The organism is Comamonas faecalis (assembly GCF_039538025.1).
Lineage (GTDB): Bacteria > Pseudomonadota > Gammaproteobacteria > Burkholderiales > Burkholderiaceae_C > Comamonas_C > Comamonas_C faecalis.
Genome location: NZ_BAABBP010000001.1, coordinates 75,577 through 89,786 on the forward strand (window position 1 = coordinate 75,577; position 14,210 = coordinate 89,786).

The following is a 14,210-nucleotide window of genomic DNA, read 5'->3' on the forward strand; positions in this document are numbered from 1 at the left end:
CGGGCGCGGGCAGTAAAAGAGATGTGGGGCTCAGGGCGCAAAACCTGGGCGTAACGGCGCATTGTAAGGAAGCGCCCAGGCACTCGGACGGTTTTGTCGCGCCGCGGGCATGGCGGGCTTTCTACAATCGCTTCCCATGTTTGTCCATTTGCGCCTGCACTCCGAGTTTTCCGTCGTCGACGGAATCGTCCGTATCGACCAGGCCATCAAGGCGGCCGCCGCAGACGGCCAGCCGGCGATGGCCATCACCGACCTGAACAACCTGTTTGGCGCGATCAAGTTCTACCGCCAGGGACGGGGCAAGGGGGTCAAGCCGGTCATCGGCGCCGAGATCAACCTGCAGGTGCAACCCGACCAGGCGCCGGCGCGCATGCTGCTGCTGGTGCAAAACCGCCAGGGCTACCTGAATCTGTGCGAGCTGTTGGCGCGCGCGTGGACCCAGGGCGTCGCCCGGAGCCAGCCGCTGTGCACCTGGCAGGGGCTGCAGGAGCTGGGCGAGGGGCTGATCGCGCTGTCGGGCGCGCAGGCAGGCCCGGTGGGGCAGGCGCTGGCGCGCGGCAATGACGAGGAGGCGGCGGCGCTGGCGCTGCGCCTGGCGCAGTTGTTCCCGCACCGCTTCTACCTGGAGCTGCAGCGCGCGGGCCGCGCCGACGACGAGGCCCACGTGAGCGCGGTGGTGCAACTGGCCGCGCGGCTGCAGTTGCCGGTGGTGGCAACCCACCCGATCCAGTTCCTGGCGCCCGAGGACTACGAGGCGCACGAGGCGCGGGTATGCATTGCCGAGGGCGAGATCCTGGCCAATCCGCGGCGCGTGCGCCGCTTCACGCGCGAGCAGCACTTCAAGAGCAGTGCGCAGATGCAGGCGCTGTTCGCCGACATTCCGTCGGCACTGGCCAACACGGTGGAGATCGCGCGCCGCTGCAACCTCACGCTGGTGCTGGGCAAGCCGCGCCTGCCGGACTTTCCGACGCCCGGCGGCATGCCGATCGACGAGTATTTCCGCGTTGCCTCCTATGAAGGCCTGGAGCAGCGCCTGCAGCATCTGTACCCGAACGAGGCCGAGCGCGAGAAGCAGCGCCCGCGCTACGTAGAGCGCCTGGAGTTCGAGCTGGGCACCATTCTCAAGATGGGTTTCCCGGGCTATTTCCTGATCGTGGGCGACTTCATCCAGTGGGCCAAGAACAACGCCTGCCCGGTGGGGCCGGGGCGAGGCTCGGGCGCCGGGTCGCTGGTGGCGTATGCGCTCAAGATCACCGACCTGGATCCGCTGCAATACAACCTGCTGTTCGAGCGTTTCCTCAATCCCGAGCGGGTGTCGATGCCCGACTTCGACATCGACTTCTGCCAGGCCAACCGCGACCGGGTGATCGACTACGTCAAGGACAAGTACGGCAAGGACGCGGTCAGCCAGATCGCCACCTTCGGCACCATGGCCGCCAAGGCGGCGATCCGCGACGTCGGGCGGGTGATGGACATGAGCTACACCTTTTGCGACGGCATCTCCAAGCTGGTGCCGGGCAAGCCTGGGCAGACCTATACGCTGGCCTATCCGCCCGAGGTCAAGAAGGAAGGCGACAAGAACAACTACGCGCTCGAGCTGGAACCCCAGCTGTACGAGCGGGTGCGCAACGAGGAAGACGTGCGCACCGTCATTGAGATGGCGCAGCAGCTCGAAGGCATGACGCGCAACATCGGCATGCACGCCGGCGGAGTGCTGATCGCGCCGGGCAAGCTGACCGATTTTTGCCCGCTGTACCAGCAGCCGGGCAGCGAGTCGGCGGTGAGCCAGTACGACAAGGACGACGTCGAGGCCATCGGCCTGGTGAAGTTCGACTTTCTGGGGCTGGCGACGCTGACCATCCTGGAGATCGCCAAAGAGTTGATCGTGCGCCGCCACAAGGGACAGGCGCACTTCGCCTTCGAGAACATCCCGCTCGATGACGCGCCCACCTATCGCCTGTTCTCCGAGGGGCGCACCGAGGCGGTGTTCCAGTTTGAAAGCCGCGGCATGCAGGGCATGCTGAAAGAGGCGCGTCCCAGCCGGCTGGAAGACCTGATCGCGCTCAACGCGCTGTACCGCCCCGGGCCGATGGATCTGATTCCCAGCTTCATCAACCGCAAGCACGGCAAGGAGGTGGTGGAGTACCCGCACCCGCTGGTCGAGCCGGTGCTGGCCGAGACCTACGGCATCATGGTCTACCAGGAGCAGGTGATGCAGACCGCCCAGGTGCTGGGCGGCTACAGCCTGGGCGGCGCCGACATGCTGCGCCGCGCCATGGGCAAGAAGAAGGCCGAGGAGATGGCCGAGCACCGCGAGATCTTCCGCAAGGGCGCGGCCGGGAAGGGCATTGGGCAGGATCAGGCCGACGAGGTGTTCGACCTGATGGAGAAGTTCGCCGGCTACGGCTTCAACAAGTCGCATGCCGCCGCCTATTCGCTGCTGGCCTACCACACCGGCTGGCTCAAGGTGCACTACACGGCCGAGTTCTTCTGCGCCAACATGACCGTGGAGATGGACGACACCGACAAGCTCAAGGTGTTGTACGAGGACGCGCTCAAGGAGGGGCTGACGTTCGAGCCGCCGGACATCAACCGCGGCATGTACCGCTTCGAGCCGGTCACCGACAAGGTCATCCGCTATGGCCTGGGCGCGGTCAAGGGCACGGGCCAGCAGGCCATCGAGGCCATCATCGCTGCGCGCGAGGGCCGCGGCGAAGGCCCGCGCGGCCACGAGACGGGGCCGTTTGCCAATCTGTTCGACTTCTGCGTGCGCGTCGACCGCACGCGCATCAACAAGCGCACCGTCGAGGCGTTGATCAAGGCCGGCGCCTTTGACGGCCTGCAGCGCGACCGCGCGGCGCTGGCTGCGTCGCTGGACATGGCCTTCGACTGGGCCGCGGCACAGCTGGCCAACGCCAACCAGGGCGGGCTGTTCGACATGATGGGCGACGACGCCCAGGGGTCGAGCACGCAGGAGCCGCCGCTGGCGCAGGTGGCGCCCTGGGGCGTGCGCGAGCGCCTGGTGCAGGAGAAGACCGCGATTGGCTTCTACCTGTCGGGCCATCTGTTCGACGAGGTGCGCGACGAGGTGCGCCGCATCGTGCGCACGCCGCTGGCCGAGCTCAAGGACAGCCGCGAACCGCAGTTGCTGGCCGGCATCGTCAGCGAAAGCCGCAGCATCAATGGCCAGCGCGGGCGGCTGCTGCTGTTCAAGATCGACGACGGCACGCAGGCCATCGAGGCCTCGGCCGACGAGGCCGTCGCCCAGGCCTGCGCCGGCGCGCTGAAAGACGACCAGCCGGTGGTGGTCAGCGGACGGCTGCAGCTGGATCACTTCAGCGGCGGGCTGCGCGTCAAGGTGCAGCAGGCCTGGAGCCTGGCCGACGCGCGTGCGCGCTTTGGCCGCTACCTGCAGGTGCAGGTGGGCGCTGCGGCGCCGGACGTGGCGGCCATCGTGCGGGAGTTTCCGCCCCGGCGCGAGGACACCGAGCACGGCGAGACGCTCAGCCACGGCCTGCGCGTGCGCCTGCAACTGCTGTGCGGCCAGGACGGCCAGAACCAGGCCCGCGCCGAGCTGCAGCTGGGCGAGGCCAGCCGCTTCTTTCCCAGCGACGCGGCGCTGGCCGCATGGCTGACCCAGGCCGGCAACGGCCAGGTGCGCGTGGTCTATGAGGCGGCGCAGGTATAGGCGCCGATTCACTGGCTCCGGCGCGCTCGCAGACTTGAAAAAAGCGGCACAAACACCATGTCCTTGAGGCAGCGCGCGCCAAGGCCGCTGACTAGAATGACCTGCATGGCAACCCAAGCACCTGTGCCGCCCCAGCTTCCCCGACAAACGCCGTCGCACGACGACGGTGGCTCGGTCGTGCTCGAGCGGCGCACCCAGAAACTGCAACCCCCGGCCATGCATCAGGTCGTCATGCTCAACGACGACTTCACGCCCATGGAGTTCGTCGTCGTCGTTTTGCAGGAATATTTTCACAAGAACCGCGAGGCGGCCACGCAGATCATGCTCAAGATCCACCTCGATGGTCGGGGCGTGTGCGGCGTCTACACGCCCGACGTGGCCGCCACCAAGGTCGACCAGGTCATGCAGGCGGCCCACCACGCGGGCCACCCGCTGCAATGCGTGAGCGAGCCGGTTGAATAAGCAGCGCGCCACCCCGATTTGATGTAACGTCCCATCCAGAGCAAGCGAAAGGAGTTCTCACATGATTGCCCAGGAACTGGAAGTCAGCTTGCACATGGCTTTTGTCGAGGCACGCAAGCAACGCCACGAATTCATCACCGTCGAGCACCTGTTGCTCGCCCTGCTGGACAACCCCAGCGCGTCGGAGGTGCTGCGCGCCTGCGCGGCCAACATCGACGACCTGCGCTCGGCGCTGGCCCACTTCATTCAGGACAACACGCCCCAGGTGGCCGGCGAGGGCGAGGTCGACACCCAGCCCACGCTGGGTTTCCAGCGCGTGATCCAGCGCGCCATCATGCACGTGCAGTCCACCGGTAACGGCAAGAAGGAGGTCACCGGCGCCAACGTGCTGGTCGCCATCTACGGCGAGAAGGACTCGCACGCCGTCTACTACCTGCACCAGCAGGGCGTGACGCGCCTGGACGTGGTCAACTTCATTGCCCACGGCATCAAGAAGGGCGACAGCGCCGAGGCGCCCAAGCCCGAGGCCCAGGCAGAGAACGAGGAGGCCGTCCAGGGCGGCGAACGCAGCGAGAAGGCCTCGGCGCTGGAGCAGTACACGCAAAACCTCAACCAGGCGGCCAAGGACGGCAAGATCGATCCGCTGATCGGGCGCGACTACGAGGTCGAGCGCACCATCCAGATCCTGTGCCGCCGGCGCAAGAACAACCCGCTGCTGGTGGGTGAGGCGGGCGTGGGCAAGACCGCGATCGCCGAGGGCCTGGCCTGGCGCATTACCGAGGGCACGGTGCCCGAGGTGCTGCAAGAAGCCACGGTCTACGCGCTCGACATGGGCGCGCTGCTGGCCGGCACCAAGTATCGCGGCGACTTCGAGCAGCGCCTGAAGGGCGTCCTGAAGAACCTCAAGGACAAGCCCGGCGCGATTCTGTTCATCGACGAGATCCACACGCTGATCGGCGCGGGCGCTGCCTCGGGCGGTACGCTGGATGCGAGCAACCTGCTCAAGCCCGCGCTGTCGTCGGGCCACCTCAAGTGCATCGGCGCGACCACCTTCACCGAGTACCGCGGCATCTTCGAGAAGGACGCGGCGCTCTCAAGACGCTTTCAGAAGATCGACGTGGTCGAGCCGACGGTGGCCGAGACGGTGGACATCCTGAAGGGTCTCAAGAGTCGCTTCGAGGAGCACCACAGCGTCAAGTACGCCGCGGCTGCACTGCAGGCGGCGGCCGAGCTGTCGGCCAAGTACATCAACGACCGCCACCTGCCCGACAAGGCCATCGACGTGATCGACGAGGCCGGCGCGGCCCAGCGCATCCTGGCGCCGTCCAAGCGCAAGAAGACCATCGGCAAGACCGAGATCGAGGAAATCATCGCCAAGATTGCCCGCATTCCGCCGGCCAACGTCAGCAACGACGACCGCGGCAAGCTGCAGACACTCGAGCGTGACCTCAAAAGCGTGGTGTTCGGCCAGGACAAGGCGCTTGAGGTGCTGGCATCAAGCGTCAAGATGGCGCGCTCGGGTCTGGGCAAGGGCGACAAGCCGATCGGCTCCTTCCTGTTCAGCGGCCCCACGGGCGTGGGCAAGACCGAGGCTGCGCGCCAGCTGGCCTTCATCATGGGTGTCGACCTGATCCGCTTCGACATGTCCGAGTACATGGAGCGCCATGCGGTCAGCCGCCTGATCGGTGCGCCCCCGGGCTACGTCGGCTTCGACCAGGGTGGACTCTTGACCGAGGCGGTCACGAAGAAGCCGCACGCGGTGCTGCTGCTCGACGAGATCGAGAAGGCGCACCCGGACATCTTCAACGTGCTGCTGCAGGTCATGGATCACGGCACGCTGACCGACAACAACGGCCGCAAGGCGGATTTCCGCAACGTCATCATCATCATGACGACGAACGCGGGCGCCGAGACCATGAACAAGGCGACCATGGGCTTCACCACCCAGCGCCAGGCGGGCGACGAGATGGCCGACATCAAGCGTTTGTTCACGCCCGAGTTCCGCAATCGCCTGGATGCGGTGGTCAGCTTCAAGGCGCTGGACGAGCAGGTCATCCTGCGCGTGGTCGACAAGTTCCTGCTGCAGTTGGAGCAGCAGCTGGCCGAGAAGAAGGTGGAGGTCACCTTCACCGACGCGGTGCGCAAGCACCTGGCCAAGAAGGGGTTCGACCCACTGATGGGCGCGCGTCCGATGCAGCGCCTGATTCAGGACACCATCCGCAAGGCGCTGGCCGACGAACTGCTCTTTGGCCGCCTGACCGAGGGCGGGCGCCTGACGGTGGACATCACCCACCACCAGGACGACAAGGGGGACGACGTGGCCGAGGTGATGCTCGACATCCAGCCGACGGCCAAGAAGGAGCGCGGCACGAAGTCCGAGCCCGCCGAGCCCGAGGCCGCGACCAGCTGAGCGCACTTGGCTCCTCCACGGCAAACGCCGCCTGCATTGCAGGCGGCGTTTTTACTGGACCGCTCGGCGCGCCTGATCGCCAGAGAGACAGGACGACCGCTGCAAAAGCGTTGCAGCGCTGGCGTCGGCCGCTATGATTTGTGCAATCTATGCCTGCGGTGACAACGATGAGCGATACGTCTTCCTGGATTGCACGCCATGTGGAGCGCCTGCGCCCGGCCGCCGCGCAGCCTGCCGACGGCCAGGCCGCGCCGCGCAGCACGCACGAACGCCTGGCGGCGACGCTGCGCCGCAAGGATGAGGCGCTGGCGCCGCGCGCGCTGCGTCAGCTGCACGAGCAGTTGCAGCAGGTGGTGGCGCCGCGCATCAGCGAGGTGGAGGCTGGGCGGCGCGCGCAGGCCGTGATCGACTGGTACGCCCAGGCACCAGCAGCGCAGCGCAGCGATCTGTGGGCGCTGCTCACCGAACAGTACGCGCCCGACACCGAGCGCCTGAAGGCCGCGCACCAGCGCTACGAGGCCGTCGCCGGCACGCCCCAGGCCGCCCGGGCCGAGGCGGCGCTGCGCCAGGCGCTGGTGTCGCCGCGCACCCGGCTGCTGCAGCGCTTTGCGGTGCCGCCAGGGGGCATGCGCTTTCTGGTCGACCTGCGTGCCGAGCTGCTGGCGCTGGTGCGCGAAAACCCGCAGCTGCAGGCGCTGGACGGCGAGCTGGAGCATCTGTTCTCCACCTGGTTCGACGTGGCCTTCCTGGAGCTGCGCCGCCTGTCCTGGGACTCGCCGGCGTCGCTGCTGGAAAAACTGATCCAGTACGAGGCGGTGCACGACATCCGCAGCTGGGACGACCTGAAGAACCGCCTGGACAGCGACCGGCGCTGCTATGGCTTCTTCCATCCCAGCCTGCCCGGCGAGCCGCTGATCTTCGTCGAGGTCGCGCTGCTCGATGCGCTGGCCGGCAGCATCACGCCGCTGCTCGACGAGGCGGCCGCGCCAGTGGATCTGAGCCGTGCGACGACCGCCATCTTCTATTCGATCAGCAGCACCCAGGAGGGGCTGCGCGGCGTGAGTTTTGGCGACTCGCTGATCAAGCATGTGGTCGACCAGCTGCAGGCAGAGTTCGCGCGGCTGCGCCACTTCGCCACGCTGTCGCCCATTCCGGGTTTTCGTGCCTGGCTGGCGCGCGAGAGCGACGCGCAGCTGGCGCTGCTGGCTCCCCGCCAGTACGGCGCGCTGGCGCGTGCGATGGGCGTGGATGCTGGCCAGTCGGCCACGGCGGCCCAGTTGCTGGCCGCGGCCGACCAGGCCGCGCAGCTGACGTCCAAGTCGCCGCTGCGCGCCTTTCTGCTCGGCTGCGCTGCGCGTTATCTGTCGGGCATGCGCGATGGCCGTGCGCTGGATGCGGTGGCGCGTTTTCATCTGGGCAACGGCGCGCGCGTCGAGCAGATCAACTGGATGGGCGACCCCTCGGCCAAGGGCCTGAAGCAGTCGTTCGGGCTGATGGTCAACTATCTGTACGACTTGAAGCGCCTGGATCGCCACCGCGCCCAGCTGGCGCAGGGGAAGGCGGCCGTCTCCAGCCAGGTGCAGGCGCTGGCGCGCGAAGGTCTATGAAGCTTTTTGACCGGAGGTGGCGCGATGGGCGCTGAAGTGCGTTGCGCGCCTGCACCGGGCGCGCCGGGGCGGGCGGGCGTGCTGCAGGTCGTGCTGTGCAACGACGGGCGGCTGAACGCGATGAACCGCGCGATGTGGCGCCAGCTGCGCACGGTGTTCGAGGACATCCAGCGCGCCGGCACGGCGGTGCGCTGCGTGCTGGTGGCGGGCGAGGGCGCGGCGTTCTGCGCCGGCGGCGACATCTCCGAATACCCCGGCTTCCGCTTCGACGCGGCCGCGCTGCGCAGCTTTCACGAGGACGAGGTCTGGGGCGCGCTATCGGCCATGCTGGCCTGCGACGCGCCCGTCGTCGCCGCGATTGCCGGCGCCTGCATGGGAGCGGGCGTGGAGATCGCCAGCTGTTGCGACTTGCGCATTGCCGCGCACGACGCGCGCTTTGGCGCGCCGATCGCCAGGCTGGGCTTTCCGATGGCGCCGCGCGAGGCGCAGCTGGTGATGGGCGCGGTCGGCCAGACGCTGGCGCGGCGCATGTTGCTGGAGGCGGCCACGCTGGATGCGCAGACGCTGCTTGCCCAGGGTTTTCTGGGCCAGGTGGTCGAAGCAGACCAGCTGCATGCCCAGGCGCAGGTGCTGGCGCAGCGCGTGGCCGCACTTGCGCCGCAGGCTGCGCGCATGAACAAGCAGACGCTGCGCGCGCTGCAGGCCGGCGTGCCGGTCGATGCGCTGCCCGACCCCTATGCCTATGCCGACAGCGCCGAGCACCGCGAGGGCATTGGCGCATTCCTGGCCAAGCGATCCCCCTGTTTTTGATCGATACGGAACATGGCAATGCAAGACTTCAACCTGTATGGCGCGCTGCGCGCCGCGTTTCCTGCGAACCTGGATCAGATTGCAGTCGAGGCCACCAGCCCGATGGGCGAGGCACTGAACTATTCGTGGCGCGACCTGGATCATGCCAGCGGCCGGCTGGCCAATCTGCTGGCGTCGCTGCAACTGCCGGCGGGCAGCCGCATCGCTGTGCAGGTGGACAAGTCGGTCGAGGCCATGCTGCTGTACCTGGCCGTGCTGCGCACCGGCCATGTGTTTCTGCCGCTGAACACCGCCTACCGCAAGGCCGAGATCGAGTACTTCATCGGCAACGCCGAGCCCGCCGTCGTCGTCTGCACGCCGGGCAGCTTCGGCTGGGTGTCGCAGCTGGCCTTCAGCGCCGGCGTGGGCCATGTGTTCACGCTGGGCGACGATCGCAATGGCTCGCTGCTGGAGCGCGCGGCGGTGCAGCCCGATGCGTTTGCCACCGCCCCGCGCGCCGAGGACGACCTGGCCGCCATCGTCTACACCAGCGGCACCACGGGGCGCAGCAAGGGCGCGATGCTGACGCACGGCAACCTGCTGTCCAACGCGCGCGTGCTCAAGGACTACTGGGGCTGGACGGCCACCGGCGGGCCCGAGGGCCGGGGCGACGTGCTGATCCACGCGCTGCCCATCTTTCACGTGCACGGGCTGTTCGTCGCCATCCATGGCGCGCTGATCAACGGCAGCAAGATGATATGGATGGCGAAGTTCGACCCGGCCGCGGTGATTGCGGCGCTGCCGCGCGCCACCGTCTTCATGGGTGTGCCCACGCTGTACGTGCGCATGCTGGCCGACCCGGCGCTCACGCGCGAGGCGGCGCGCCACATGCGGCTGTTCATCTCGGGCTCGGCGCCGCTGCTGATCGAGACCTTCAACGCCTGGCAGGAGCGCACCGGCCACACCATCCTGGAGCGCTACGGCATGAGCGAGACCATCATGCTGACCTCCAACCCCTACGCGGCGGACGCGCGTCACCAGGGCCAGAGCGAGCGCATCGGCGCCACCGTCGGCTTCCCGCTGCCGGGCGTCGATCTGCGCGTGGTCGACGAGCAGGACGGGCCGCTGGCGGCGGGCGAGATCGGCGCCATCCAGGTGCGCGGACCCAATGTGTTCAAGGGCTACTGGCGCATGCCCGAGAAGACCGCCGAGGAGTTTGCCGCGGGCGGCTGGTTTCGCACCGGCGACGTTGGCAGCCAGGACGCGCGCGGCTATGTGACCATCGTTGGGCGCAGCAAGGACTTGATCATCAGCGGCGGCTACAACGTCTACCCGGCCGAGATCGAGTCGGTCATCAACGAGTTGTCCGGCGTCGACGAGAGCGCGGTCGTCGGTGTGCCGCACCCGGACTTCGGCGAGGTGGGCGTTGCCGTCGTCGTGCCCCGGCCCGGCGCCTCGCCCGACCCCGAGGCCATTCTGCAAGCGCTGCGGCAAAGCATGGCCAACTACAAGATCCCGAAGCGCTGCGTCGTCGCCGCCGAGCTGCCGCGCAACACCATGGGCAAGGTGCAGAAGAATTTGCTGCGCGCGCAGTACCAGGACGTGTTTGCATGAGGGGCCGGCCCATGGCCCCTGATCGTGCGCCGCGCATTCGGGTCAAACCCGAAAATACGGCTCGCCAAGTCGGTGACAATCGCTGCCATGTTTGACACTCCCCCCAGCGATGGACAGACGCCGCCGCGCCTGCGGCTGCGCGGCATCACCAAGCGCTACCCGGCCGTGCTGGCCAACGACGGCATAGCGCTGGACGTGGCGCCGGGCGAAATCCATGCGGTGCTGGGCGAGAACGGCGCGGGCAAGTCCACGCTGATGAAGATCATCTACGGCGCGGTTCAGCCCGACGCCGGCACCGTCGAATTTGACGGCCGGCCGCTCAAGGGTCACGACCCGCAGGATGCGCGCCGCCTGGGTATTGCGATGGTGTTCCAGCACTTCAGCCTGTTCGACACGCTGAGCGTGGCCGAGAACGTCTGGCTGGGCCTGGAGCGCGGCATGACGCTGGCGCAGGTGCGCGAGCGCATCACCGCGGTGGCCGCGCAATACGGGCTTGAGGTCGACCCCGAGCGGCCGGTGCATTCGCTGAGCGTGGGCGAGATGCAGCGCGTGGAGATCATCCGTGCGCTGCTGACCAACCCGCGCCTGCTGATCCTGGACGAGCCCACCTCGGTGCTGACGCCGCAGGCGGTCGAGAAACTCTTCGTCGTGCTGCGCCAGCTCGCAAGCGAGGGCTGCTCCATCCTCTACATCAGCCACAAGCTGCACGAGATCCGCGCGCTGTGCACCCGGTGCACCGTGATGCGCGCCGGCCGTGTGACCGGCGTGTGCGACCCGCGCCAGGAGAGCAATGCCTCGCTGTCGCGGCTGATGATTGGCGCCGAGCCCGCAGAGCTGGCGCCGCACAGCACACCGCCGGGCGCCGAGGTGTTGCGCACCCAGGCGCTGGCGCTGGCGCGAGCCGATGCCTTCGGCGTCGACCTGATCGACGTCGACCTGCGCGTGTGCGCCGGCGAGGTGGTCGGCATTGCCGGCATCTCGGGCAACGGCCAGAAGGAGCTGCTGGCCGCGCTGTCGGGCGAAGACTGCCGCGCCGCGGCGCACATGGTGCAGCTGGGCGGGCGGCCCGCCGCGCGCCTGGGCCCGCGCCAGCGCCGTGCGCTGGGCCTGCATTTCGTTCCCGAGGAGCGCCTGGGACGCGGCGCGGTACCAGGCATGGCGCTGGCGCACAACCTGCTGCTCACGCGCGAGGAGGCGCTGGGTCCGGGCGGCTGGATTCGCATGGGGCAACTGCGCGCGCAGGCGCAGGCCATCATCGAGCGCTTCCAGGTCAAGGCGGCCGGGCCGCAGGCGCCGGCGCAGTCGCTGTCGGGCGGCAACCTGCAGAAATTCATCGTCGGACGCGCCATAGACGCGCGCCCGCGCCTGCTCATCGTCTCGCAGCCCACCTGGGGCGTGGACGTGGGCGCGGCGGCGCAGATCCGTAGCGCCATTCTGGCGCTGCGCGACCAGGGTTGCGCGGTGCTGGTGCTCAGCGAGGAGCTGGACGAATTGTTCGAGATCAGCGACCGCCTGTACGTGCTTGCCAAGGGGCGGCTGTCGCCGTCGGTGGCGCGCGCCGACGCAACGGTGCAGCGCATTGGCGAGTGGATGAGCGGGCTGTGGCACGCCGAGGTGCAGGCACACCTGGGTGCTGTGGCACGGCAGGAGGAGGTCGCCCATGCCGCGTCTTGAGCTGCGGGCGCAGCCCTCGCGCGCCTGGTCCGTCGGTTCGCCGCTGCTGGCGCTGGCCATCACCATGCTGCTGGGCAGCGTGCTGTTCGTGGCGCTGGGCAAGGATCCGCTGCAGGGGCTGCGCGTGTTCTTCTGGGAGCCGATCAACTCGGCCGAGGCCTGGGGCGAGCTGAGCATGAAGGCCACGCCGCTGCTGCTCATCGGCCTGGGGCTGGCGATGGGCTTTCGCTCCAACGTCTGGAACATCGGCGCCGAGGGGCAGTACGTGATCGGCGCCGTGGCCGCCACCTGGGTGGCGCTGCAGGCCGATGAAGATACCGGGCGCTGGATCATGGGCGCGGTGCTGCTGGCGGGCATGGCCGGCGGCATGGCGTGGGCGGCCATCGTCGCCTTTTTGCGCGACCGCTTCAACGCCAACGAGATCCTGGTCAGCCTGATGCTGGTCTACGTGGCCATCCAGGTGCTGTATTACTTCGTCTTCGGGCCGTGGAAGGATCCGATGGGCTACAACTTTCCGCAGACCAAGAATTTCGAGCCAGGCGTGCTGGTGCCGCGCCTGATCGAGGGCGCGCGCATGAATTTGGGCGTGGTGCTGGCGCTGGTTGGCGCATTCGTGATGTGGCTGTACATGTACCGCACGCGCAGCGGCTTTGCGCTGCAAGTGGGGGGGCTGGCGCCGGCGGCGGCGCGCTACGCGGGGTTTTCGTCGCGCCGTGCGCTGTGGACGGTGCTGCTGGTCTCGGGTGGCGCGGCCGGGCTGGCCGGCGCACTGGAGGTGGCCGGGCCGATCGAGCAGCTCACGCCCCACATTCCGGCCGGCTACGGCTTTGCCGCCATCATCGTCGCCTTCGTCGGGCGGCTGCACCCGCTGGGCATCGTGCTGGCGTCCATCCTGATGAGCATGTTCTACATCGGCGGGGAGCTGGCGCAGTCGCGCCTGGGCCTGCCCAAGTCGCTTACCGACGTGTTCCAGGGCCTGCTGCTGTTCGCGCTGCTGGCCTGCGACATCCTGATCCACCACCGACTGCGCAAGAGCTGAATGGACGTCTACGCACTGCTGTTTGCATCCACCCTGAACGCCGGCACCGTGCTGGCGCTGGCGGCGCTGGGTGAACTGGTTGCCGAGAAGGCCGGCGTGCTCAACCTGGGCGTCGAGGGCATGATGCTGTGCGCGGCGATCGCCGCGTTCGCCGTCGGCGTGCACAGCGGCAGCGACCTGCTGGGCTTTGTGGGCGGCGCCGTCGCGGGTGCGGCGCTGGCGGCGGTGTTCGGCTGGCTGGTGATCTGGCTGGGCACCAACCAGTACGCCACCGGCCTGGCGCTGATGCTGTTCGGCAGCGGGCTGTCGGCCTTTGTCGGCATCGATTACGTGCAGGCCACGCTGAGCGCGCGGCCCAGTTTCAGCTGGCTGGGGCTGGGCGACGTTCCGCTGCTCGGCCCCGCGCTGGCTCGCCTGCATCCGATGGTTTATCTGACGATGCTGCTGGCCGCGGCGCTGGTGTGGTGGCTGTACCGCACGCGCGCCGGCCTGGTGCTGCGCTCGGTGGGCGAGAGTCCGCAGTCGGCGCATGCGCTGGGCTATCCGGTGCGCTGGATCCGCCTGGCGGCGGTGGTCTTCGGTGGTGCGATGGCGGGCCTGGCCGGCGCCTATCTGACGCTGGTCTACACCCCGTTGTGGACCGAGGGCATGGTGGCCGGCAAGGGCTGGATCGCGCTGGCGCTGGTGGTGTTCGGCACATGGAGGCCGGCGCGCGTGCTGCTGGGCGCCTACCTGTTCGGCGGCGTGACCATGCTGCAGTTCTACTCGCAGAGCCAGGGCACGGCGATTGCGCCGCAGTTCCTGGCGATGACGCCGTACCTGGCCACCATCGTCGTGCTGGCGCTGATCTCGCGCAACGCGGCGTGGATTCGCACCAACATGCCGGCGTCGCTTGGCAAACCCTTCACCCCCAACAGTTGACGGCCT

The 14,210-nt window shown here is 68.2% G+C and carries 9 protein-coding genes; all 9 read left to right on the forward strand.

Translation table 11 applies throughout. From position 1 onward, the window contains the following. Nucleotides 1–136: 136 nt before the first annotated feature. The 9 genes from dnaE (at nucleotide 137) to ABD767_RS00395 (ending at nucleotide 14,204) form a co-directional block, all read left to right on the forward strand. Nucleotides 137–3,688 (forward strand): DNA polymerase III subunit alpha, encoded by a 3,552-nt coding sequence (gene dnaE, locus ABD767_RS00355; protein ID WP_103043585.1) that lies wholly within the window; start codon nucleotides 137–139, stop codon nucleotides 3,686–3,688. A 105-nt stretch (nucleotides 3,689–3,793) separates the two neighbouring features. Next, nucleotides 3,794–4,150 carry an ATP-dependent Clp protease adapter ClpS gene (clpS, locus tag ABD767_RS00360; protein ID WP_344867513.1) on the forward strand — a complete coding sequence of 119 codons (357 nt, stop codon included), beginning with the start codon at nucleotides 3,794–3,796 and terminating at the stop codon, nucleotides 4,148–4,150. Between the two features lie 61 nt (nucleotides 4,151–4,211). Beyond that, nucleotides 4,212–6,560 (forward strand): ATP-dependent Clp protease ATP-binding subunit ClpA, encoded by a 2,349-nt coding sequence (clpA, locus tag ABD767_RS00365; protein WP_103043583.1) that lies wholly within the window; start codon nucleotides 4,212–4,214, stop codon nucleotides 6,558–6,560. A gap of 167 nt (nucleotides 6,561–6,727) precedes the next feature. Beyond that, complete coding sequence (locus ABD767_RS00370) at nucleotides 6,728–8,167, forward strand: malonyl-CoA decarboxylase domain-containing protein (RefSeq protein ID WP_103043582.1); 1,440 nt, start codon at nucleotides 6,728–6,730, stop codon at nucleotides 8,165–8,167. A 24-nt stretch (nucleotides 8,168–8,191) separates the two neighbouring features. Further along, a complete protein-coding gene (locus ABD767_RS00375; RefSeq protein WP_103043581.1) occupies nucleotides 8,192–8,977 on the forward strand; it encodes an enoyl-CoA hydratase-related protein in 786 nt (261 codons plus the stop codon). 18 nt (nucleotides 8,978–8,995) lie between these two features. Further along, a complete protein-coding gene (locus ABD767_RS00380; protein ID WP_103043580.1) occupies nucleotides 8,996–10,570 on the forward strand; it encodes an AMP-binding protein in 1,575 nt (524 codons plus the stop codon). An 87-nt stretch (nucleotides 10,571–10,657) separates the two neighbouring features. Continuing rightward, complete coding sequence (locus ABD767_RS00385; RefSeq protein WP_344867519.1) at nucleotides 10,658–12,244, forward strand: ABC transporter ATP-binding protein; 1,587 nt, start codon at nucleotides 10,658–10,660, stop codon at nucleotides 12,242–12,244. Beyond that, the gene (locus ABD767_RS00390; protein WP_344867521.1) at nucleotides 12,231–13,283 is read left to right on the forward strand and encodes an ABC transporter permease; all 1,053 of its coding nucleotides are present in this window, start codon (nucleotides 12,231–12,233) and stop codon (nucleotides 13,281–13,283) included. The genes ABD767_RS00385 and ABD767_RS00390 overlap by 14 nt, the downstream gene beginning before the upstream one ends. Next, the gene (locus tag ABD767_RS00395) at nucleotides 13,284–14,204 is read left to right on the forward strand and encodes an ABC transporter permease subunit (protein ID WP_103043578.1); all 921 of its coding nucleotides are present in this window, start codon (nucleotides 13,284–13,286) and stop codon (nucleotides 14,202–14,204) included. Nucleotides 14,205–14,210 lie beyond the last annotated feature (6 nt).